Raw genomic sequence first — 16168 nt, 5'->3', positions numbered from 1 at the left:
TGTCCATGAGCAGTTTCATCGAGCGGCTTAAAGGGCTGGCATGGACTCACGCATTCAGTAGCAAGGCGTTGGCCAAGGCCCGCGCTTATGCTGCCGATGATCGGGTAGAGATCATCGAGATCGATGACAGGAAAATCGAGGCGTTCTGCGTCGGTTCGGAAACACAGGCGTATGAACAAAGCATCTACCTGTCCGATGATCGCCTGGGATCGGTTAATTTGCGTTGCTTATGCACCTGCCCCGTCGCGATTGATTGCAAGCACTGCGCGGCGGTGCTCTATCACCTGCAGGGCATTGACGACGATACGTCCGAAAGTGACGCACAGATCCCCTTGGGTCGGGCGCTGGAGCATTGGCTTTCGACAGTCCCCGTCCCGGCCAGGCCCGTTGACGAAGGGGCGCAAACCGCGGGCACGCGCCTGTTTTACAAACTCAAACCCACGTCTGCGAACGGCAAGTGGCTGCTGGATATTTTCAAGGTCTATCAGCTCAAGAGCGGCGAGTTACGCGAAGTAAAACCGATGTATTCGCTGTCGGACATGCTCATGCGTCAGCCCGGTTATCTGTCCGACCTGGATCTGCGCGTTGCCAGGCTGTTGGTCGCCATGCATTCCCATCACGCCTATTACAGCGGCTATCCGCTGGAAGGCAGCAGTGGCGCGGAACTGCTGGAAATGCTCCTGCGCACCTCCCGCCTGTTCCTCGACTTCGAAAACTTGCAGCCACTGACGCCGGGCGCGAAACGCATGGGTCTGTTCTCTTGGGCCGAGCAGGCCGACGGTGGGTTCCGCGCCCAGTGGAGCAGTGCCGAGGCTGCGCAGGAAACCGTGCTGGCGCTGGAGCCGCTTTATTACATCGATCGTGAGCAGCGACAGGTTGGCCCTCTGTTCAGTGAGTTGGAAGAAAAACTGGCCTGCCATTTGACCCTCGCCCCAGACATCCCGGCGCGTCAGGCGATGCAGTTCAGCCATCGCATGAGCGCGATGACCAAAATCCCGCCGCCGCACAAGCTCACCGAACGAATCATCGATGACGTGCTTCCGCAGCCGCAACTGACCTTGGTCAGCGGCCGGGAGCGTTCGCGCTGGGAATACGTTCTGGAGCACCGCGCCGCTCTGGTGTTTACCTACAACGGTCATCCGGCGGTGGATCGTCATCCGGAAGTGATGATCCTCAATGGCACTGAAACCCAGCGCATTCGACGCCAGCCTGCGATGGAAAAGAAGCTGCGCCAGAGCCTGCAAAAGCACGGCTTCAAAAAAGCCACGCGCAAGAGCGCTATGGATCGTCTCGGCGAGATGTTCACCTTGCCGGATGATTCCGCCTGGCTCGGATTCATGCATGAAGGGCTTGCCACACTGCGCGCCGCGGACTGGGAAATCGAAATCAGTCCCGGCTTCCATTTCGATGTGCAGCCGGTTGAACACTGGTACGCGGAGGTCGAAGAAGAGGCCGGGCATCAATGGTTTGATCTGCAACTGGGCATCGTCGTCAATGGCAAGCGCTACAGCTTGTTGCCGATCCTTCTGCATCTGTTGCGCACCCAGCCACGTTTGCTCGACCCGGTGAATCTGGCGCAACGCAGCGACGACGAAAAACTCCTGATCGAACTCAAGCCCAGCGGTTTTGGCGACCCGGTAGGCGCCAAGGTGGCGTTGCCGCTGAGTCGGGTCAAACCGCTGATGGCGACGCTGGGCGAGCTGTACCTGGGCGGACATCAGGGCGATGCGCTGCGCTTGACTGCTCCAGACGCCGCGCGCCTGAGTATGCTCGATGGCATGCCACTGGAATGGCAGGGCGGCGAACGCCTGCGCACTTTTGCCAAGCGGCTGCACAATTCCAGACACACCCATATTGCTGCGCCGGCCGGCCTTAATGCGCAACTGCGCCCATATCAGCTCGAAGGCCTTGGCTGGATGCAGACTCTGCGGGAGCTGGAGGTCGGCGGCATTCTTGGCGATGACATGGGCTTGGGCAAAACCCTGCAGACCCTGGCGCATCTGCTCACGGAAAAGCACGCCGGTCGCCTCGATTGCCCGGCACTGGCGGTGATGCCGACCAGCCTGATTCCCAACTGGCTCGACGAGGCCCAGCGCTTCACGCCTCAGTTGAAGGTCCTGGCGCTGCATGGGGCCGGGCGGCAAAAAGACTTCGCCAATCTCGCCGAATACGACTTGGTGCTGACCACTTACGCCTTGCTGCCCAGGGATCTTGAAACGTTGCGGCCGCAGTCGTGGAGCGTGCTGATTCTCGACGAAGCGCAGAACATCAAGAACCCGCTGAGCAAAGCGGCGCAGGCCGCACGTGACTTGCAGGCCCGTCAGCGCTTGTGTCTGAGCGGCACTCCACTGGAAAACCATCTCGGCGAGCTGTGGTCGCAGTTTCATTTCCTCATGCCTGGCTGGCTGGGCGACAGCAAATCCTTCAACCGCGATTACCGCACACCGATCGAGAAACATGGCAATGTCCAGCGCATGCAGCACCTGACGGCGCGCATCAAGCCGTTTTTGCTGCGTCGCAAGAAAGATCAGGTCGCCACTGAGCTGCCGCCGAAAACCGAAATCATCCATTGGGTTGAACTCAGCGACGGCCAGCGCGACGTCTATGAAACGGTGCGCGTGGCGATGGACAAAAAAGTGCGCGATGAAATTGCCCGCAGTGGTGTGGCGCGCAGTCAAATCATCATTCTTGATGCCTTGCTCAAGCTGCGTCAGGTCTGCTGCGATCTGCGCTTGATCAACATGCCTCTCACGGCGAAGGCATTGCGCTCGGGCAGCGGCAAGCTGATCAGCCTGATGGAGATGCTCGAAGAGTTGCTCGGCGAAGGTCGACGCATCCTGCTGTTCTCCCAGTTCACCTCGATGCTGGCGCTGATCGAGCAGGAGTTGCAGCAGCGCGCTATCGGTTATTCGTTGCTGACTGGCGACACCACCGACCGGCGCACGCCAGTCAAGAATTTCCAGGGCGGCAAGGTGCCGTTGTTCCTCATCAGCCTCAAGGCTGGCGGTACTGGTCTGAACCTGACGGCTGCGGACACGGTGATCCACTTCGACCCGTGGTGGAACCCGGCAGTGGAGAATCAGGCAACTGATCGCGCTTATCGTATCGGGCAGAACAATCCGGTGTTTGTTTACAAGCTGATCGCTCGCGGCACGGTAGAGGAAAAGATACAAGCGTTGCAGCAGGAGAAAGCAGCGCTGGCCGGGGCGGTTCTTGAAGGTGGTACGACGGGTGGATTCAAACTGGAACAGAGTGATATCGAAGCGCTGTTTGCGCCGTTGCCCGCTTCCAGGCAGTAAGCTTCAGTTTGAACCTTCAACTGAGGTGATCCGTTCGCGAGCAGGCTCGCTCCCACAAGGGGAAATGCGATCCAACTGCGGGAGCGGGCTTGCTCGCGAAAGCTATCTAGCAAACACTGCACATCTCAGCGCTTGTCGAGCTTATCCGGCAGCGGCGCAAACAGCGCTTCAATATCATCGCTCTGCAACTTCCAGTCCCCGGCCTTGCGCCCATCCAGCACGCCCGCTGCCAAGTCAGACTTTTCCTTCTGCAGGTGCTGAATCTTCTCTTCCACCGTGCCGCGGGCAATCATCTTGTAGACGAACACCGGTTTCTCCTGACCGATTCGATAGGCGCGGTCGGTTGCCTGGTTCTCGGTTGCCGGGTTCCACCACGGATCGTAATGGATCACCGTGTCCGCTTCGGTCAGGTTCAGGCCGACGCCGCCGGCCTTCAGGCTGATCAGAAAAATCTGACGTTTGCCGCTCTGGAATTCCTTCACCGGCGTGCGCCGATCGCGGGTCTGGCCAGTCAACAAGGCGTAGGCCACGTTGCGTTTCTTCAGTTCGTCCTCGATCAGTGACAGCATCGAGGTGAACTGCGAGAACAATAGAATCCGCCGACCTTCTTCAAACAGCTCTTCGAGCATTTCCATCAGGCTGTCGAGCTTGCCCGAGCTGCTGCCGCGGGCGGGCAGGGTGGCGTCGTTGACCAGGCGCAGATCGCAGCAGACCTGACGCAGCTTGAGCAGGGCTTCAAGAATGATGATCTGGCTGCGCGCCACGCCTTTGCGAGTGATCTCATCGCGGACTTTCTTGTCCATCGCCAGGCGCATGGTTTCGTACACGTCGCGCTGCGCCTCATTGAGATCGACCCAGTGGATGATCTCGGTTTTGGGCGGCAGTTCGGTGGCCACCTGTTCCTTGGTGCGGCGCAGCAGAAACGGCTTTATCCGTCCATTGAGGTGCTGCAGCCGGACTTCGCTGGCGCGTTTTTCGATCGGCACGCGGTAGTCGGCATTGAAGCTTTTGACATCGCCCAACCAGCCCGGCAGCAAAAAGTGGAACAACGACCACAACTCGCCGAGGTGGTTTTCCAGCGGTGTGCCACTCAGGCACAGGCGCTGGCGCGCGTTGAGTTCGCGAGCGGCCTGCGCGGCCTTGCTGTTAGGGTTCTTGATGTACTGCGCTTCGTCGAGCACCAGAACGTGCAGCGGCTGTTGTGCCAGCCGTTCGACGTCCTTGGGCAGCAGTGCATAGGTGGTCAGGATCAGGTCGAAGTCGGCCAGATGCTCGAAATGCTTTTTGCGGCCGGCACCGTACAGCGCGACAACTTTAAGCTGCGGCGTGAAGTGCGAGGCTTCGTCGAGCCAGTTCGGGATCAGGCTGGTGGGCATCACCACCATGCATGGCCGATCCAGGCGTCCGGCGTTTTTCTCACTGAGAATATGCGCCAGGGTCTGTAAGGTTTTACCCAGACCCATGTCGTCCGCCAGAATCCCGCCGACCTCAAGCTGACGCAGGGACTGCATCCAGCTCAAGCCTTCGAGCTGATAGGGACGCAACGTCGCGTTCAAGCCTTCCGGCGCTTTCGCGCTGTAGTCGCGAATGTCGCGCAGGCGTTGGGCGAAACTGCGAATCTGTTCGCCACCCTCCCACAGCAGGGGAATGCCTTCCAGCGAGTTGAGCCGCGTGGCGTCGGCCTTGCTCAGGCGCAGGGTGGTTTCGCCCGGCTCCTGCAAGTAGAACTCGCCCAGCGTCGCCAGTACCGGTTTCAGTCGGCCAAGGGGCAGCGCCACTTGCAGCGCCCCGTGCTCACTGTTGCGTTGCGGCACATTGACCAGAATCAGCTCGTCATCGCGGCGCCGCGCAAGGCGTTCCGGGTTGAGGATTTCCGTGTGCGAGCGCATCAGATTGAGCAGGATCGGCAGCAGGCTCAGGCGTTCACCATTGACGATGATCCCCAGTTCCAGATCGAACCAGTCGCGCTCCGGCGCCTGTTCGACGGTGGCGTACCAGTCGTCGACGGCGGTCAGGTCGAAACCGAATTCCTCGTCGATCTGCAATTCCCAACCTTGGGTGCGCAGCTTCGGCAGTTCGTTGAGGGTAAACGTCAGCCAGGCGCTGTCGTTGACCATCTCGTACAGCTCGCCGGCGCTTTCCGGCAGCGCTTTGCTCTGGCGCGTGGCGATACGGAAGCCGAGGATTCTTAACTGTTCGCGGTAGGACTGTTCCACTTCCGGATGGCGTTTTATCCGCAGGGTCTGGGTTTCCTGGCGAATCAGAATGTCGCTGTTTTTCTGCCCGCTGATGTACTCATCCAGATAGCTGAACGACAGCGCCGCCCGATGCTGGATGTAGCGCTGCATCTTGCCATTGCGCGGCTCGAACGCGCTGAACTCGACACTCGCCAGCCACAGGCGCGGCAGCGGTTGCACGTTGTCCACCAGCACTTGCGGCGGCGCCTTGGGGCTGCGGTTTTCCAGAACAGCCTGGAGTTTTTCCAACAGTTCGGCGTCTTTGGCGGCGGCAGGGTATTCGAGGGTTTCCTGCACTTGCAGGAGTACCGCAGCGCAGTGTTTGCAGTTGTTGCGCACCGGGCAGGTGCAGGTGGCGTCAACCAGCAACAGGGTGTCTTTGGCTGACTCGCGCAAGTGAATGGTCTGACGGTAGACGTTACCGCCAGAGCCTTCGCAACTGGCGGTGATGGTCGCATCGCCCACCTGCGCGATGCGTACCCGGTTCTCCAGGGCGTAGCGGCGGCCACGCTCCAGGCTCTGTTCCTTGAATCGGCTGACCCAGGAGGGTGCCAACGGTTTACTCAGGGGCGGGGACATAAGGACTTCGATCAGTCCGGAATCGCTTCAGGGGCTTGCCGTGGGGCGGGCGCCGTCAGGGATGTGATCTTGATCAGCAGCGCCAGGTGGCCGTTGTCGAGATAGTTGAGCTGGCCGTTTTTGGTGTGGCTGTCCTGTTTCAGGTGTTCGCTGGCAGTGACCATGCCGTTGGCGTCGATCTGGTTGACCCAGAAGTCGGCGTTCACGTCGGTAAAGCGCCCGAGTTTCATTTCCAGCGTGCCCTCGATCGGGAACTGGCCGAACTGTTCCTTGCCGTCGCTGACTGCCACCTTGGTCGGCGCTTCGCCGAGGGTCTGCTGCCAGGCCTTGTGCATCAGCACACTGTAATCACCGCTGGCGCTGAGTTTGCTGGCAACGTCGCCGAGCGCAGGTGTGCGCAGGCTGTCATCACCCAGGCGTTGAGCGCCGGCGGCCCAGTCTTCCGGGGCGGCGCGGCTGACGATAGCCGGCACGGCGTTCTGGCGCACCAGAATCATTTCGACCTGATACAGGTCATCGGCGAAAACCGAAGGGGCTACCAAGGCAAGTAGCAAAGTCAGTGAGCGAAACAGGCGCATGCGGCGTCCTTCAAACAGTTTTCGGGAGGAGGCGCTCGAACAGCGCCTCTACAGTATTAAAGCGCTCTTCCGGGCGTTCCATCGGCACCTGGAACTTGAACATCGTGGCGCCTTCGAATTTGTAGCGTTTTGGTTGAGTCTGGATCAGTTTGATCAAGGTCATCGGGTCGACCGGCGTCTGCGCGGCGAACTCGATGCGTCCACCCTGCGGGCCACCGTCGACTTTCTTGATGCCCAGCTGTTCGGCCTGCAACTTCAGCGCAGTGATGCGCACCAGATTCTTGGTTGGTTCAGGCAGCAGGCCGAAACGATCGATCATCTCCACTTGCAGATCCTTCAGGCCTTCCTCGTCGGTGGCCGAAGCGATGCGCTTGTACAGAATCAGGCGGGCGTGAACGTCCGGCAGATAATCTTCCGGAATCAGCGCCGGCACCCGCAGGTTGACCTCCGGGCCTCCGCCGAGCGGTTGATCGAGGTTCGGCTGTTCGCCCTTGCGGATCGACTTCACCGCGCGCTCGAGCATTTCCATGTACAGCGTGAAGCCCACGGCCTGAATCTGCCCACTCTGGCCGTCGCCCAGCAGTTCGCCGGCGCCACGGATTTCCAGGTCGTTGGTCGCCAGCACGAAACCGGCGCCCAGATCCTGGGTGTTGGCAATCGCTTCCAGACGCTTTTCCGCATCGGAAGTGATTTGCTGGCGCGGCGGGGTTAGCAGGTACGCGTAAGCCTGGTGGTGACTGCGGCCGACACGTCCGCGCAACTGGTGCAATTGCGCCAGGCCGAACTTGTCGGCGCGCTCGATGATGATGGTGTTGGCGCTCGGCACGTCGATGCCGGTCTCGATGATGGTCGAGGCAATCAGCACGTTGAAGCGCTTGTGATAGAAGTCGCTCATCACCTGTTCGAGTTCGCGTTCGCGCATCTGCCCGTGGCCGATGCCGATCCGCGCTTCCGGCACCAGTTCGGCGAGATCCGCCGCGCATTTCTCGATGGTCTTCACGTCGTTGTGCAGGTAGTAAACCTGCCCACCGCGCAGCAGTTCACGCAGCAGGGCCTCTTTGACCGTGCTCTTGTTCTGCTCCATGACGAAGGTGCGCACCGACAGGCGTCGCGCCGGCGGCGTGGCGATGATCGACAGATCACGCATGCCCGACACCGCCATGTTCAGCGTGCGCGGAATCGGCGTGGCAGTCAGGGTGAGAATGTCGACTTCGCTGCGCAGGGCCTTGAGCTGTTCTTTCTGCCGGACACCGAAACGGTGTTCTTCGTCGATGATCACCAGCCCAAGGTTTTTGATTTTCACGTCGTCGGACAGCAGTTTGTGCGTGCCGATGACGATGTCGATCTTGCCTTCCGCCAGATCGGCGATCGCCGCGTTGACTTCCTTGGCCGATTTGAAGCGGCTCATCACTTCCACGGTCACTGGCCAGTCGGCGAAGCGGTCGCGGAAGCTGTTGTAGTGCTGCTGGGCGAGCAGGGTGGTCGGCACCAGAATCGCTACCTGACGCCCGCCGTGCACGGCGATGAACGCGGCGCGCATTGCCACTTCGGTCTTGCCGAAGCCGACGTCGCCGCAGACCAGACGATCCATCGGCTTCGGCGCGAGCATGTCTTCGCGCACCGCTTCGATGGTGGCTTGCTGGTCCGGCGTTTCTTCGAACGGGAAACCGGCGCTGAAGGTCGCGTAATCGGCTTTCGGGTCGGCAAACGCGTAGCCTTCGCGGGCGGCACGACGGGCATAGATGTCGAGCAGCTCAGCGGCGACATCGCGCACCTGTTCGGCGGCTTTGCGCTTGGCTTTCTGCCAGGTCTCGGAGCCGAGGCGGTGCAGCGGCGCCAGTGAGTCATCGCTGCCGGTGTAACGCGCGATCAGATGCAGGTTGGCCACCGGCACATAGAGCTTGGCGTTCTCCGCATATTCCAGAGTGAGGAATTCTGCAGCCTGGTTGTCGATTTCCAGAATCGTCAGGCCCAGATAACGCCCGACACCGTGATCGATGTGCACCACCGGCGCGCCTTCGCGCAGTTCGGTAAGGTTTTTGATCACTGCATCGTTGTTGGCGTCGGCGCGTTTTTCCCGGCGACGACGCTGCATGACGCGCTGACCGAACAACGGGCTCTCCGCCACCAGCGCCAGCGCCGGGTCATCGAGCATCAAGCCTTCGTCGAGCGGCGCGATGGTGATCGCCAGGCGATCCTTGCTCGAAACGAAGTCCGGCCAGCTGTCGACGGTTTTCGGCCGCAGCTTCAGCCGTTCCAGCAGCTCCAGCAGGACTTCACGCCGGCCCGCGGATTCGGCGGTGAACAGCACGCGTCCGGGGAATTCGTCGAGGAATGTCGAGAGCGCCGCCAGTGGTTGTGTGGCTTTGGCTTCGATCGCCAGGTTTGGCAGCGCTTGCGCCGGGAAGCGCTCGCGACCGGGACCGGCTTCGACGTCCTGCTGACTGGCCACTACCCGTGGCCAGCTCTTGAGACGGGCGAAGCAGTCTTCCACCGGCAGGAACAATTCCGCTGGCGGCAATAAAGGACGCGATGGATCGACGCGGCGCTCTTCGTAGCGATTGCGCACGTCGTTCCAGAAGTTTTCTGCCGCTTGTTCGATACCCGGCAGCGAGAACACTTGAGTGTCCTGCGGCAGGTAATCGAACAGTGTCGAGGTTTCGTCGAAGAACAGCGGCAGGTAGTACTCGATACCGGCCGGGGTGATGCCGCTGCTCAAGTCCTGGAAGATCGGGCAGCGTCGGAAGTCGACATCGAAACGCTCGCGAAAGCGCGCCTTGAAGCGGGTGACCGCATCTTTCTGCAGCGGGAACTCTCGGGCCGGCAGCAGCTTGACCGAATCGACCTTGTCGATGGAACGCTGGTTTTCCGGATCGAAGGTGCGCAGGGTTTCGATTTCGTCGTCGAACAGGTCGATGCGATAGGGCAGTTTGCTGCCCATCGGGAACAGGTCGATCAGCGCGCCGCGTACGGTGAACTCGCCGTGCTCGTAAACCGTATCGACGTAGCGATAGCCGCTGGCCTCAAGGCGCGAGCGCGTCTGTTCGACATCGAGCTTCTGCCCGACATCCAGCACCAGGCTGCTGCCGAGCAGAAACCTGGTCGGCGCCAGGCGGTGCAGGGCGGTGGTGATCGGCACCACCAGCACGCCGTGCGCCAGTTCCGGCAGTCTATAAAGGCTGGCGATACGCTGGGAGATGATGTCCTGGTGCGGCGAGAACAGATCGTACGGCAGGGTTTCCCAGTCGGGGAAATGCAGCACGGGCAAATCCGGGGCGAAGAAACTCAGCTCCTGTTCCAGCCGTTCGGCACTCTGGCTGTCGGCGGTCAGTAGCAGGGTGAAGCGCTTGGCAGCGCTGGCAGCCTCGGCAATCGCGAGGCTGAGGGCAGCACCGGGCAGGTTGCCCCAATGCTGTTTACCTGCCGCGGCAGGGAGAAGCGGTAGACGCAGAACGGGCACGGAAGGTTGAGCTCCAGGCTTTGCGACAAAGTCGGTAATTGTAGCGGCGTCAGGTGCCGGCTGTCAGTTGCAGACTGCGTCTATCTTCGCGCTTTGCGCAAAATGTAGTGGTAACCATAAAAACGAGCACTTTTTTAGTGGTTATGTAGTGCCGAAATCGACTGGTGTTACGGAGGGTTACAGACATCGTCTAACAGTCGTCGAAAAATTGACTGCGCTGGAAGCCCCGGTTTTACTGGGCTGGCGCGGGGCGTAATTTTTTTGAACGGAATTTTGTTACCGATTGCGCGACAAGCGCGCATTGCTACAAGAGGTTCTCGGCGGCATAATGTAGCCCCTTTTTTCTGCCCCTACATGTGGAAGGTTCCCGTGACTCAGAAGCCCGACCAGTGTCTTGGTGAATGGATCGACCGTGAAGCACTCGCAGAAGCGATGATTCCGCTTATCGGTCAGCTCTACCGCAATAACAACGTGGTGAGCTCGATCTATGGCCGCAGCCTGATCAACCAGTCTGTCATCGCGATTCTCAAAGCTCACCGCTTTGCTCGCCACCGTTCCTCCGACGATAGCGAACTCTCCGTCCACGAAACATTCCCTCTGCTGAAAGCCATGAGCGAGCTCAAGCTCGGCGCGGCTTCGGTAGACCTGGGCAAGTTGGCGTTCAAATTCCGCAGCGAAGGCAATGGCCGCAGCGCCGAGCAGTTCGTGCGTGAAGAACTGGCTGACGTGGTTGGCCAGCAAAACGCTTCGGCCCGCAAAGGCACTGACGTTGTGCTGTACGGCTTCGGTCGTATCGGCCGTCTGCTGGCGCGCATCCTGATCGAGAAAACCGGTGGTGGCGACGGTCTGCGTCTGCGTGCCATCGTCGTGCGCAAGGGCGCCGAAAACGACCTGACCAAACGCGCCAGCCTGCTGCGTCGCGATTCGGTACACGGTCCGTTCAACGGCACCATCGTCATCGACGAAGAAAACAACACCATCACCGCCAACGGTAACCTGATCCAGGTGATCTACGCGAAGAACCCGACCGAGGTGGATTACACCCAGTACGGCATCAAAGACGCGCTGCTGGTGGACAACACCGGTGTATGGCGTGACGCCGATGGCCTGGGTCAGCACCTGCAATGCCCGGGTGTCGCTCGCGTTGTTCTGACCGCGCCTGGCAAAGGCAAGCTGAAGAACATCGTTCACGGTATCAACCACAACGAAATCACCGCTGACGACAAGATCGTGTCCGCCGCTTCCTGCACCACCAACGCCATCGTGCCGGTGCTGAAGGCTGTGAATGACAAGTTCGGCATCATCAACGGTCACGTCGAAACCGTTCACTCGTACACCAACGACCAGAACCTGATCGACAACTTCCACAAGGGCGATCGCCGTGGCCGTTCCGCCGCGCTGAACATGGTCATCACCGAAACCGGTGCTGCCACCGCTGCTGCCAAGGCTCTGCCTGAGCTGGCAGGCAAGCTGACCGGTAACGCGATCCGCGTTCCGACGCCAAACGTATCGATGGCCATTCTCAACCTGAACCTTGAGAAAGCCGCCAGCCGTGAAGAGATGAACGAGTACCTGCGCTACATGGCGCTGCACTCCGATCTGCACAAGCAAATCGACTTCGTCAACTCGCAGGAAGTGGTGTCCACTGACTTCGTGGGTTCGCGTCACGCCGGTGTGGTCGACGCTGAAGCGACCATCGTTCAGGACAACCGCGTTGTGCTGTACGTCTGGTACGACAACGAGTTCGGCTACAGCTGCCAGGTGGTTCGCGTGATGGAAGACATGGCCGGTGTAAACCCGCCAGCGTTCCCGCGCTAAGCCTTCGCTGCAAATGAAAACGCCCCGACTTAGGTCGGGGCGTTTTTTTATGCCTGCTGAATCTTTATTGCCTGTACCGGCCTCTTCGGGAGCAAGCCCCCTCCCACAGGTTTGGCGGTGTTCACACAATCATGTTGGCACCACCGGACCTTGTGGGAGGGGGCTTGCTCCCGAAGGCGTTTTATCGGGCGCCACCTGCCACGGCCGCTTGCGCAGTCCGCAGTTCATGCTTGTTGCCACGGAACAGCACCAGCGTCGCAATCAACCCCAGTACCGCCGCACCGCTGAGCCAGATCCCCGGCGCAGCCTTGTTGTCCAGCACGTGGATCAGGTAAGTACAGGCTGCCGGCGTGAAGCCACCAAAGGTCGCCGTCGCCAGGCTATAGGCCAGCGAGAACCCGGTGGTGCGCACTTCCACCGGCATGATTTCGGTCAGCGCCACCACCATCGCGCCGTTGTACGAACCGTACAGGAACGACAGCCACAGTTCGACGATCAGCAGATGACTGAAACTCGGGTTCGCCACCAGCCACGACAGCGCCGGGTAAGCGGTGAGGATCGCCAGAATGGTCGCCGCCAGCAGTAGGGGTTTGCGGCCGATCTTGTCGGACACCGCGCCCATCACCGGCAGCCAGAAGAAGTTCGACAGACCGATGCACACGGTCACCAGCAGCGCGTCGAAATCCGACAGATGCAGTTCAGCCTTGCCGAAGGTCGGGGTGTAGGCGGTGATCAGGTAGAACGAAACCGTGGTCATCACCACCAGCGCCATGCCGGCGATGACGATGCCAAAGTTCTGACCGATCGAGCGGACGATTTCCCGCAGGGTAGGGCGATGTTTACGCGCCTGGAATTCCGGGGTTTCCTCCAGCGAACGACGAATGACGAAGATCACCGGAACGATCATGCAGCCGATCAGGAACGGCACACGCCAGCCCCAGTCACCCATCTGTTCCGGGCTTAGCCAGTGATTGAGGCCCACCCCGAGCAGGCCGGCAAACACCACCGCCGCTTGCTGGCTGGCGGACTGCCAACTGACGAAAAAGCCCTTGCGGCCCGGCGTGGCGATTTCCGCCAGATAGACCGAAACACCGCCCAACTCGACGCCGGCCGAGAAGCCTTGCAGCAAACGACCGAACAGCACGATCAACGGCGCTGCGACACCCAGAGTGGCATAGCCCGGCACGCAGGCGATCAGGATCGTACCGGCGGCCATCAACGCAAGGGTAATGATCAGGCCCTGGCGACGACCGTGACGGTCAATGTAGGCACCAAGGAAGATCGCGCCCAGTGGACGCATCAGGAAACCGGCACCGAAGGTGGCCAGGGACAGCATCAGGGAAGCGAAGGCGCTGTCGGCCGGGAAGAAGGTTTTGGCGATGGCCGTGGCGTAGAAGCCATAGACCATAAAGTCGAACATCTCGAGAAAATTGCCGCTGACAACGCGAAAAATCGCTTTGCCTTTGCCCGTGGTCGAGGACATTTTCAGTTACTCATTATTGGTTTCTTATGACGCGTTGCATCCGTTGGGGAGCGTGCGGGCCTTTGATCCATAATGGCCGGCGCGCTTTTATGGGGAGATGAAGAATTGTTCACTGGACGGTGGGTTTGGCTTGTGAGTGTGACGGTTGTCCTCGCTGCCTGTGGCAACGGTGAGTCCATGGAAAGCTTTGGGGGGCCGACCATGGGCAGCACGTATTCGATCAAGTACGTGCGGCACTCGGGTATTGCCGAACCGGCGCAAGTTCGCCGGGAAGTGGAGGCTATCCTCGCGAAAGTGGATCGGCAGATGTCGACCTATCGCAATGACTCCGACATCGAACGTTTCAATGCCTTGCCAGCGAACAGCTGTCAGACCATGCCGGCTGCCGTGCTCGAATTGGTCCGTGTCGGCGAGCAGCTGTCGGAGCAAAGCGAAGGTTCCTACGACCTGACTGTCGAACCGCTGATGAACCTGTGGGGGTTCGGCCCGCAAGGGCGTGAAGAGACAGTCCCCGACTCCGCCGCGCTGGCCGAAACCCTGCAGCGAGTCGGCTACCGCCATTTGCATATCGACGGCGACCGCTTGTGCAAGGACGCCGCTGTCGAAGTCGACTTCAACAGCATCGCCGCCGGTTACGCAGTCGACACCATCGCCGCCAGGCTCGAGTCGATGGGCATCCATGACTATCTCGCCGAAGCCACCGGTGAGCTAAAGGCCAAGGGCAAGAAGCTTGATGGCTCATCCTGGCGTATTGCGCTGGAAGAGCCGCGAGACGATCAACAGGTGGCCGAACGGATCATTCAGGTCGACGGCTACGGGGTTTCCACCTCCGGTGATTACCGTAACTATTTCCTGCAAGGTGGCCGGCGTTATTCCCACACCTTCGATGCGCGGAGCGGGGCGCCGGTCCTACACAGCCTGGCGTCAGTCACGGTGATTCATCCTTCAGCGTTGATGGCCGATGGACTATCGACGCTGTTGCTGATTCTCGGGCCTGAAAGGGCTTGGGACTATGCCGAAAAACACGACATTGGTGCATTCTTCGTGATTCGTGCCGATACAGGTTTTGTTATCCGCACCAGTGCAGCTTTCGAACGCCTCAGTGGCGCAAAAGTTGACTGAAAACAGTACGAAAGCTGGCGTTGTAGTGCAGGCAAAAGTAGCCTACGACGCGACCAAGGGTTAATGTGCGCGGCGTTGACGCTTCTATAGACTGTGTCCGGGTTCTTTACTGACCCCCAATTGTTCCTTCGCGCCACGATTCGGCGTGATTTAGCCGCCGGTGCTGCTGGCACCGCGGCCTGTTCTGAGGAGTACGCATGGCTGTCTACAACTACGACGTGGTGGTGTTGGGTTCCGGCCCGGCGGGAGAAGGCGCGGCAATGAACGCCGCCAAAGCAGGGCGCAAGGTGGCGATGGTCGACAGCCGTCGCCAGGTCGGCGGTAACTGCACCCACCTGGGAACCATCCCGTCCAAGGCCCTGCGTCACTCGGTGCGGCAGATCATGCAGTTCAACACCAACCCGATGTTCCGGGCGATCGGCGAGCCACGCTGGTTCTCCTTCCCGGACGTGTTGAAAAGCGCCGAGAAAGTCATTTCCAAACAAGTCGCTTCGCGCACTGGCTACTACGCTCGTAACCGCGTCGACGTGTTCTTCGGCACCGGCAGCTTCGCCGACGAGCAAACCATCGAAGTGGTCTGCGCCAACGGCGTGGTCGAGAAGCTGGTGGCCAAGCACATCATCATCGCCACCGGTTCGCGTCCTTATCGCCCGGCGGACATCGATTTCAATCACCCGCGTATCTACGATAGCGATACCATCCTCAGCCTCGGCCACACCCCGCGCAAACTCATCGTTTACGGTGCCGGTGTGATCGGTTGCGAATACGCCTCGATCTTCAGCGGTCTGGGGGTACTGGTTGAACTGGTGGACAACCGCGGTCAGTTGCTGAGCTTCCTCGACTCGGAAATTTCCCAGGCGTTGAGCTATCACTTCAGCAACAACAACATCACCGTGCGCCACAACGAAGATTACGATCGTGTTGAAGGCGTCGATAACGGCGTGATCCTGCACCTCAAGTCCGGCAAGAAGATCAAGGCCGACGCCTTGCTCTGGTGCAACGGCCGTACCGGTAACACCGACCAGCTCGGTCTGGAAAACATCGGGGTCAAGGTCAATAGCCGTGGCCAGATCGAAGTCGACGAGGCTTACCGCACCTGCGTGCCGAACATCTACGGCGCCGGCGACGTGATCGGCTGGCCGAGCCTGGCCAGTGCCGCCCACGACCAGGGTCGTTCGGCTGCCGGCAGCATCGTTGATAACGGTAGCTGGCGCTTTGTGAATGACGTGCCGACCGGTATCTACACCATTCCGGAGATCAGCTCGATCGGCAAGAACGAGCAGGAGCTGACCCAGGCCAAGGTGCCGTACGAAGTCGGCAAGGCGTTCTTCAAGAGCATGGCGCGTGCGCAGATCGCCGGCGAGCCGCAAGGCATGCTGAAGATCCTGTTCCACCGTGAAACCCTGGAAGTGCTGGGTGTTCACTGCTTCGGTTATCAGGCGTCGGAGATCGTGCACATCGGTCAGGCGATCATGAGCCAGCCGGGCGAGTTGAACACCCTGAAGTACTTCGTCAATACCACGTTCAACTACCCGACCATGGCCGAAGCCTATCGGGTAGCGGCGTACGACGGCCTCAACCGGCTTTTTTGA

Annotated in this window: 8 protein-coding genes; 4 read left to right on the top strand and 4 right to left on the bottom strand. The window is 60.2% G+C overall.

All coding sequences use genetic code 11. The annotated features are described in order from the left end of the window. The first annotated feature begins 5 nt into the window (after positions 1-5). Positions 6-3299 (top strand): DEAD/DEAH box helicase, encoded by a 3294-nt coding sequence (locus VLA07_RS16380; RefSeq protein WP_333989687.1) that lies wholly within the window; start codon positions 6-8, stop codon positions 3297-3299. Positions 3300-3424: 125 nt separating this feature from the next. On the opposite strand, the gene VLA07_RS16375 is transcribed toward VLA07_RS16380, so the two are convergent. The 3 genes from VLA07_RS16375 to mfd are packed head-to-tail and all read right to left on the bottom strand — an operon-like array spanning position 3425 to position 10153. After that, a complete protein-coding gene (locus VLA07_RS16375; RefSeq protein WP_333989686.1) occupies positions 3425-6115 on the bottom strand; it encodes a DEAD/DEAH box helicase in 2691 nt (896 codons plus the stop codon). Positions 6116-6126: 11 nt separating this feature from the next. Then, complete coding sequence (locus VLA07_RS16370; protein WP_027611454.1) at positions 6127-6693, bottom strand: CsiV family protein; 567 nt, start codon at positions 6691-6693, stop codon at positions 6127-6129. Between the two features lie 10 nt (positions 6694-6703). Beyond that, positions 6704-10153, bottom strand: a complete 3450-nt coding sequence (mfd, locus tag VLA07_RS16365; protein ID WP_333989685.1) for a transcription-repair coupling factor — start codon at positions 10151-10153, stop codon at positions 6704-6706. 354 nt (positions 10154-10507) lie between these two features. Between mfd and VLA07_RS16360 the strand changes: the two genes are divergently transcribed. After that, positions 10508-11971, top strand: a complete 1464-nt coding sequence (locus tag VLA07_RS16360; RefSeq protein WP_003226583.1) for a glyceraldehyde-3-phosphate dehydrogenase — start codon at positions 10508-10510, stop codon at positions 11969-11971. A gap of 181 nt (positions 11972-12152) precedes the next feature. On the opposite strand, the gene VLA07_RS16355 is transcribed toward VLA07_RS16360, so the two are convergent. Further along, positions 12153-13454, bottom strand: a complete 1302-nt coding sequence (locus VLA07_RS16355) for an MFS transporter (protein ID WP_096797170.1) — start codon at positions 13452-13454, stop codon at positions 12153-12155. 72 nt (positions 13455-13526) lie between these two features. On the opposite strand from VLA07_RS16355, the gene VLA07_RS16350 reads away from it, so the two are divergent. Beyond that, positions 13527-14576, top strand: coding sequence for an FAD:protein FMN transferase (locus tag VLA07_RS16350; protein ID WP_333989684.1), 1050 nt, complete (start codon positions 13527-13529; stop codon positions 14574-14576). 197 nt (positions 14577-14773) lie between these two features. Then, on the top strand, positions 14774-16168 hold the full coding sequence (sthA, locus tag VLA07_RS16345) for a Si-specific NAD(P)(+) transhydrogenase (protein WP_003226580.1): 1395 nt from the start codon (positions 14774-14776) through the stop codon (positions 16166-16168).

The sequence above is a fragment of the Pseudomonas sp. S3(2024) genome, from assembly GCF_036861315.1.
Taxonomy (GTDB): Bacteria; Pseudomonadota; Gammaproteobacteria; order Pseudomonadales; family Pseudomonadaceae; genus Aquipseudomonas; species Aquipseudomonas putida_A.
This window is presented reverse-complemented; position numbering and strand designations above follow the sequence as displayed.

What these genes read in the sequence shown, in the direction of transcription:
- VLA07_RS16380 (WP_333989687.1), top strand. Translation starts at nt 6, where the DNA reads ATGAGCAGTTTCATCGAGCGGCTTAAAGGGCTGGCATGGACTCACGCA.
- VLA07_RS16360 (WP_003226583.1), top strand. Translation starts at nt 10,508, where the DNA reads ATGTGGAAGGTTCCCGTGACTCAGAAGCCCGACCAGTGTCTTGGTGAA.
- VLA07_RS16355 (WP_096797170.1), bottom strand. Translation starts at nt 13,454, where the DNA reads ATGTCCTCGACCACGGGCAAAGGCAAAGCGATTTTTCGCGTTGTCAGC.
- VLA07_RS16350 (WP_333989684.1), top strand. Translation starts at nt 13,527, where the DNA reads ATGGCCGGCGCGCTTTTATGGGGAGATGAAGAATTGTTCACTGGACGG.
- VLA07_RS16370 (WP_027611454.1), bottom strand. Translation starts at nt 6,693, where the DNA reads ATGCGCCTGTTTCGCTCACTGACTTTGCTACTTGCCTTGGTAGCCCCT.
- VLA07_RS16375 (WP_333989686.1), bottom strand. Translation starts at nt 6,115, where the DNA reads ATGTCCCCGCCCCTGAGTAAACCGTTGGCACCCTCCTGGGTCAGCCGA.
- sthA (WP_003226580.1), top strand. Translation starts at nt 14,774, where the DNA reads ATGGCTGTCTACAACTACGACGTGGTGGTGTTGGGTTCCGGCCCGGCG.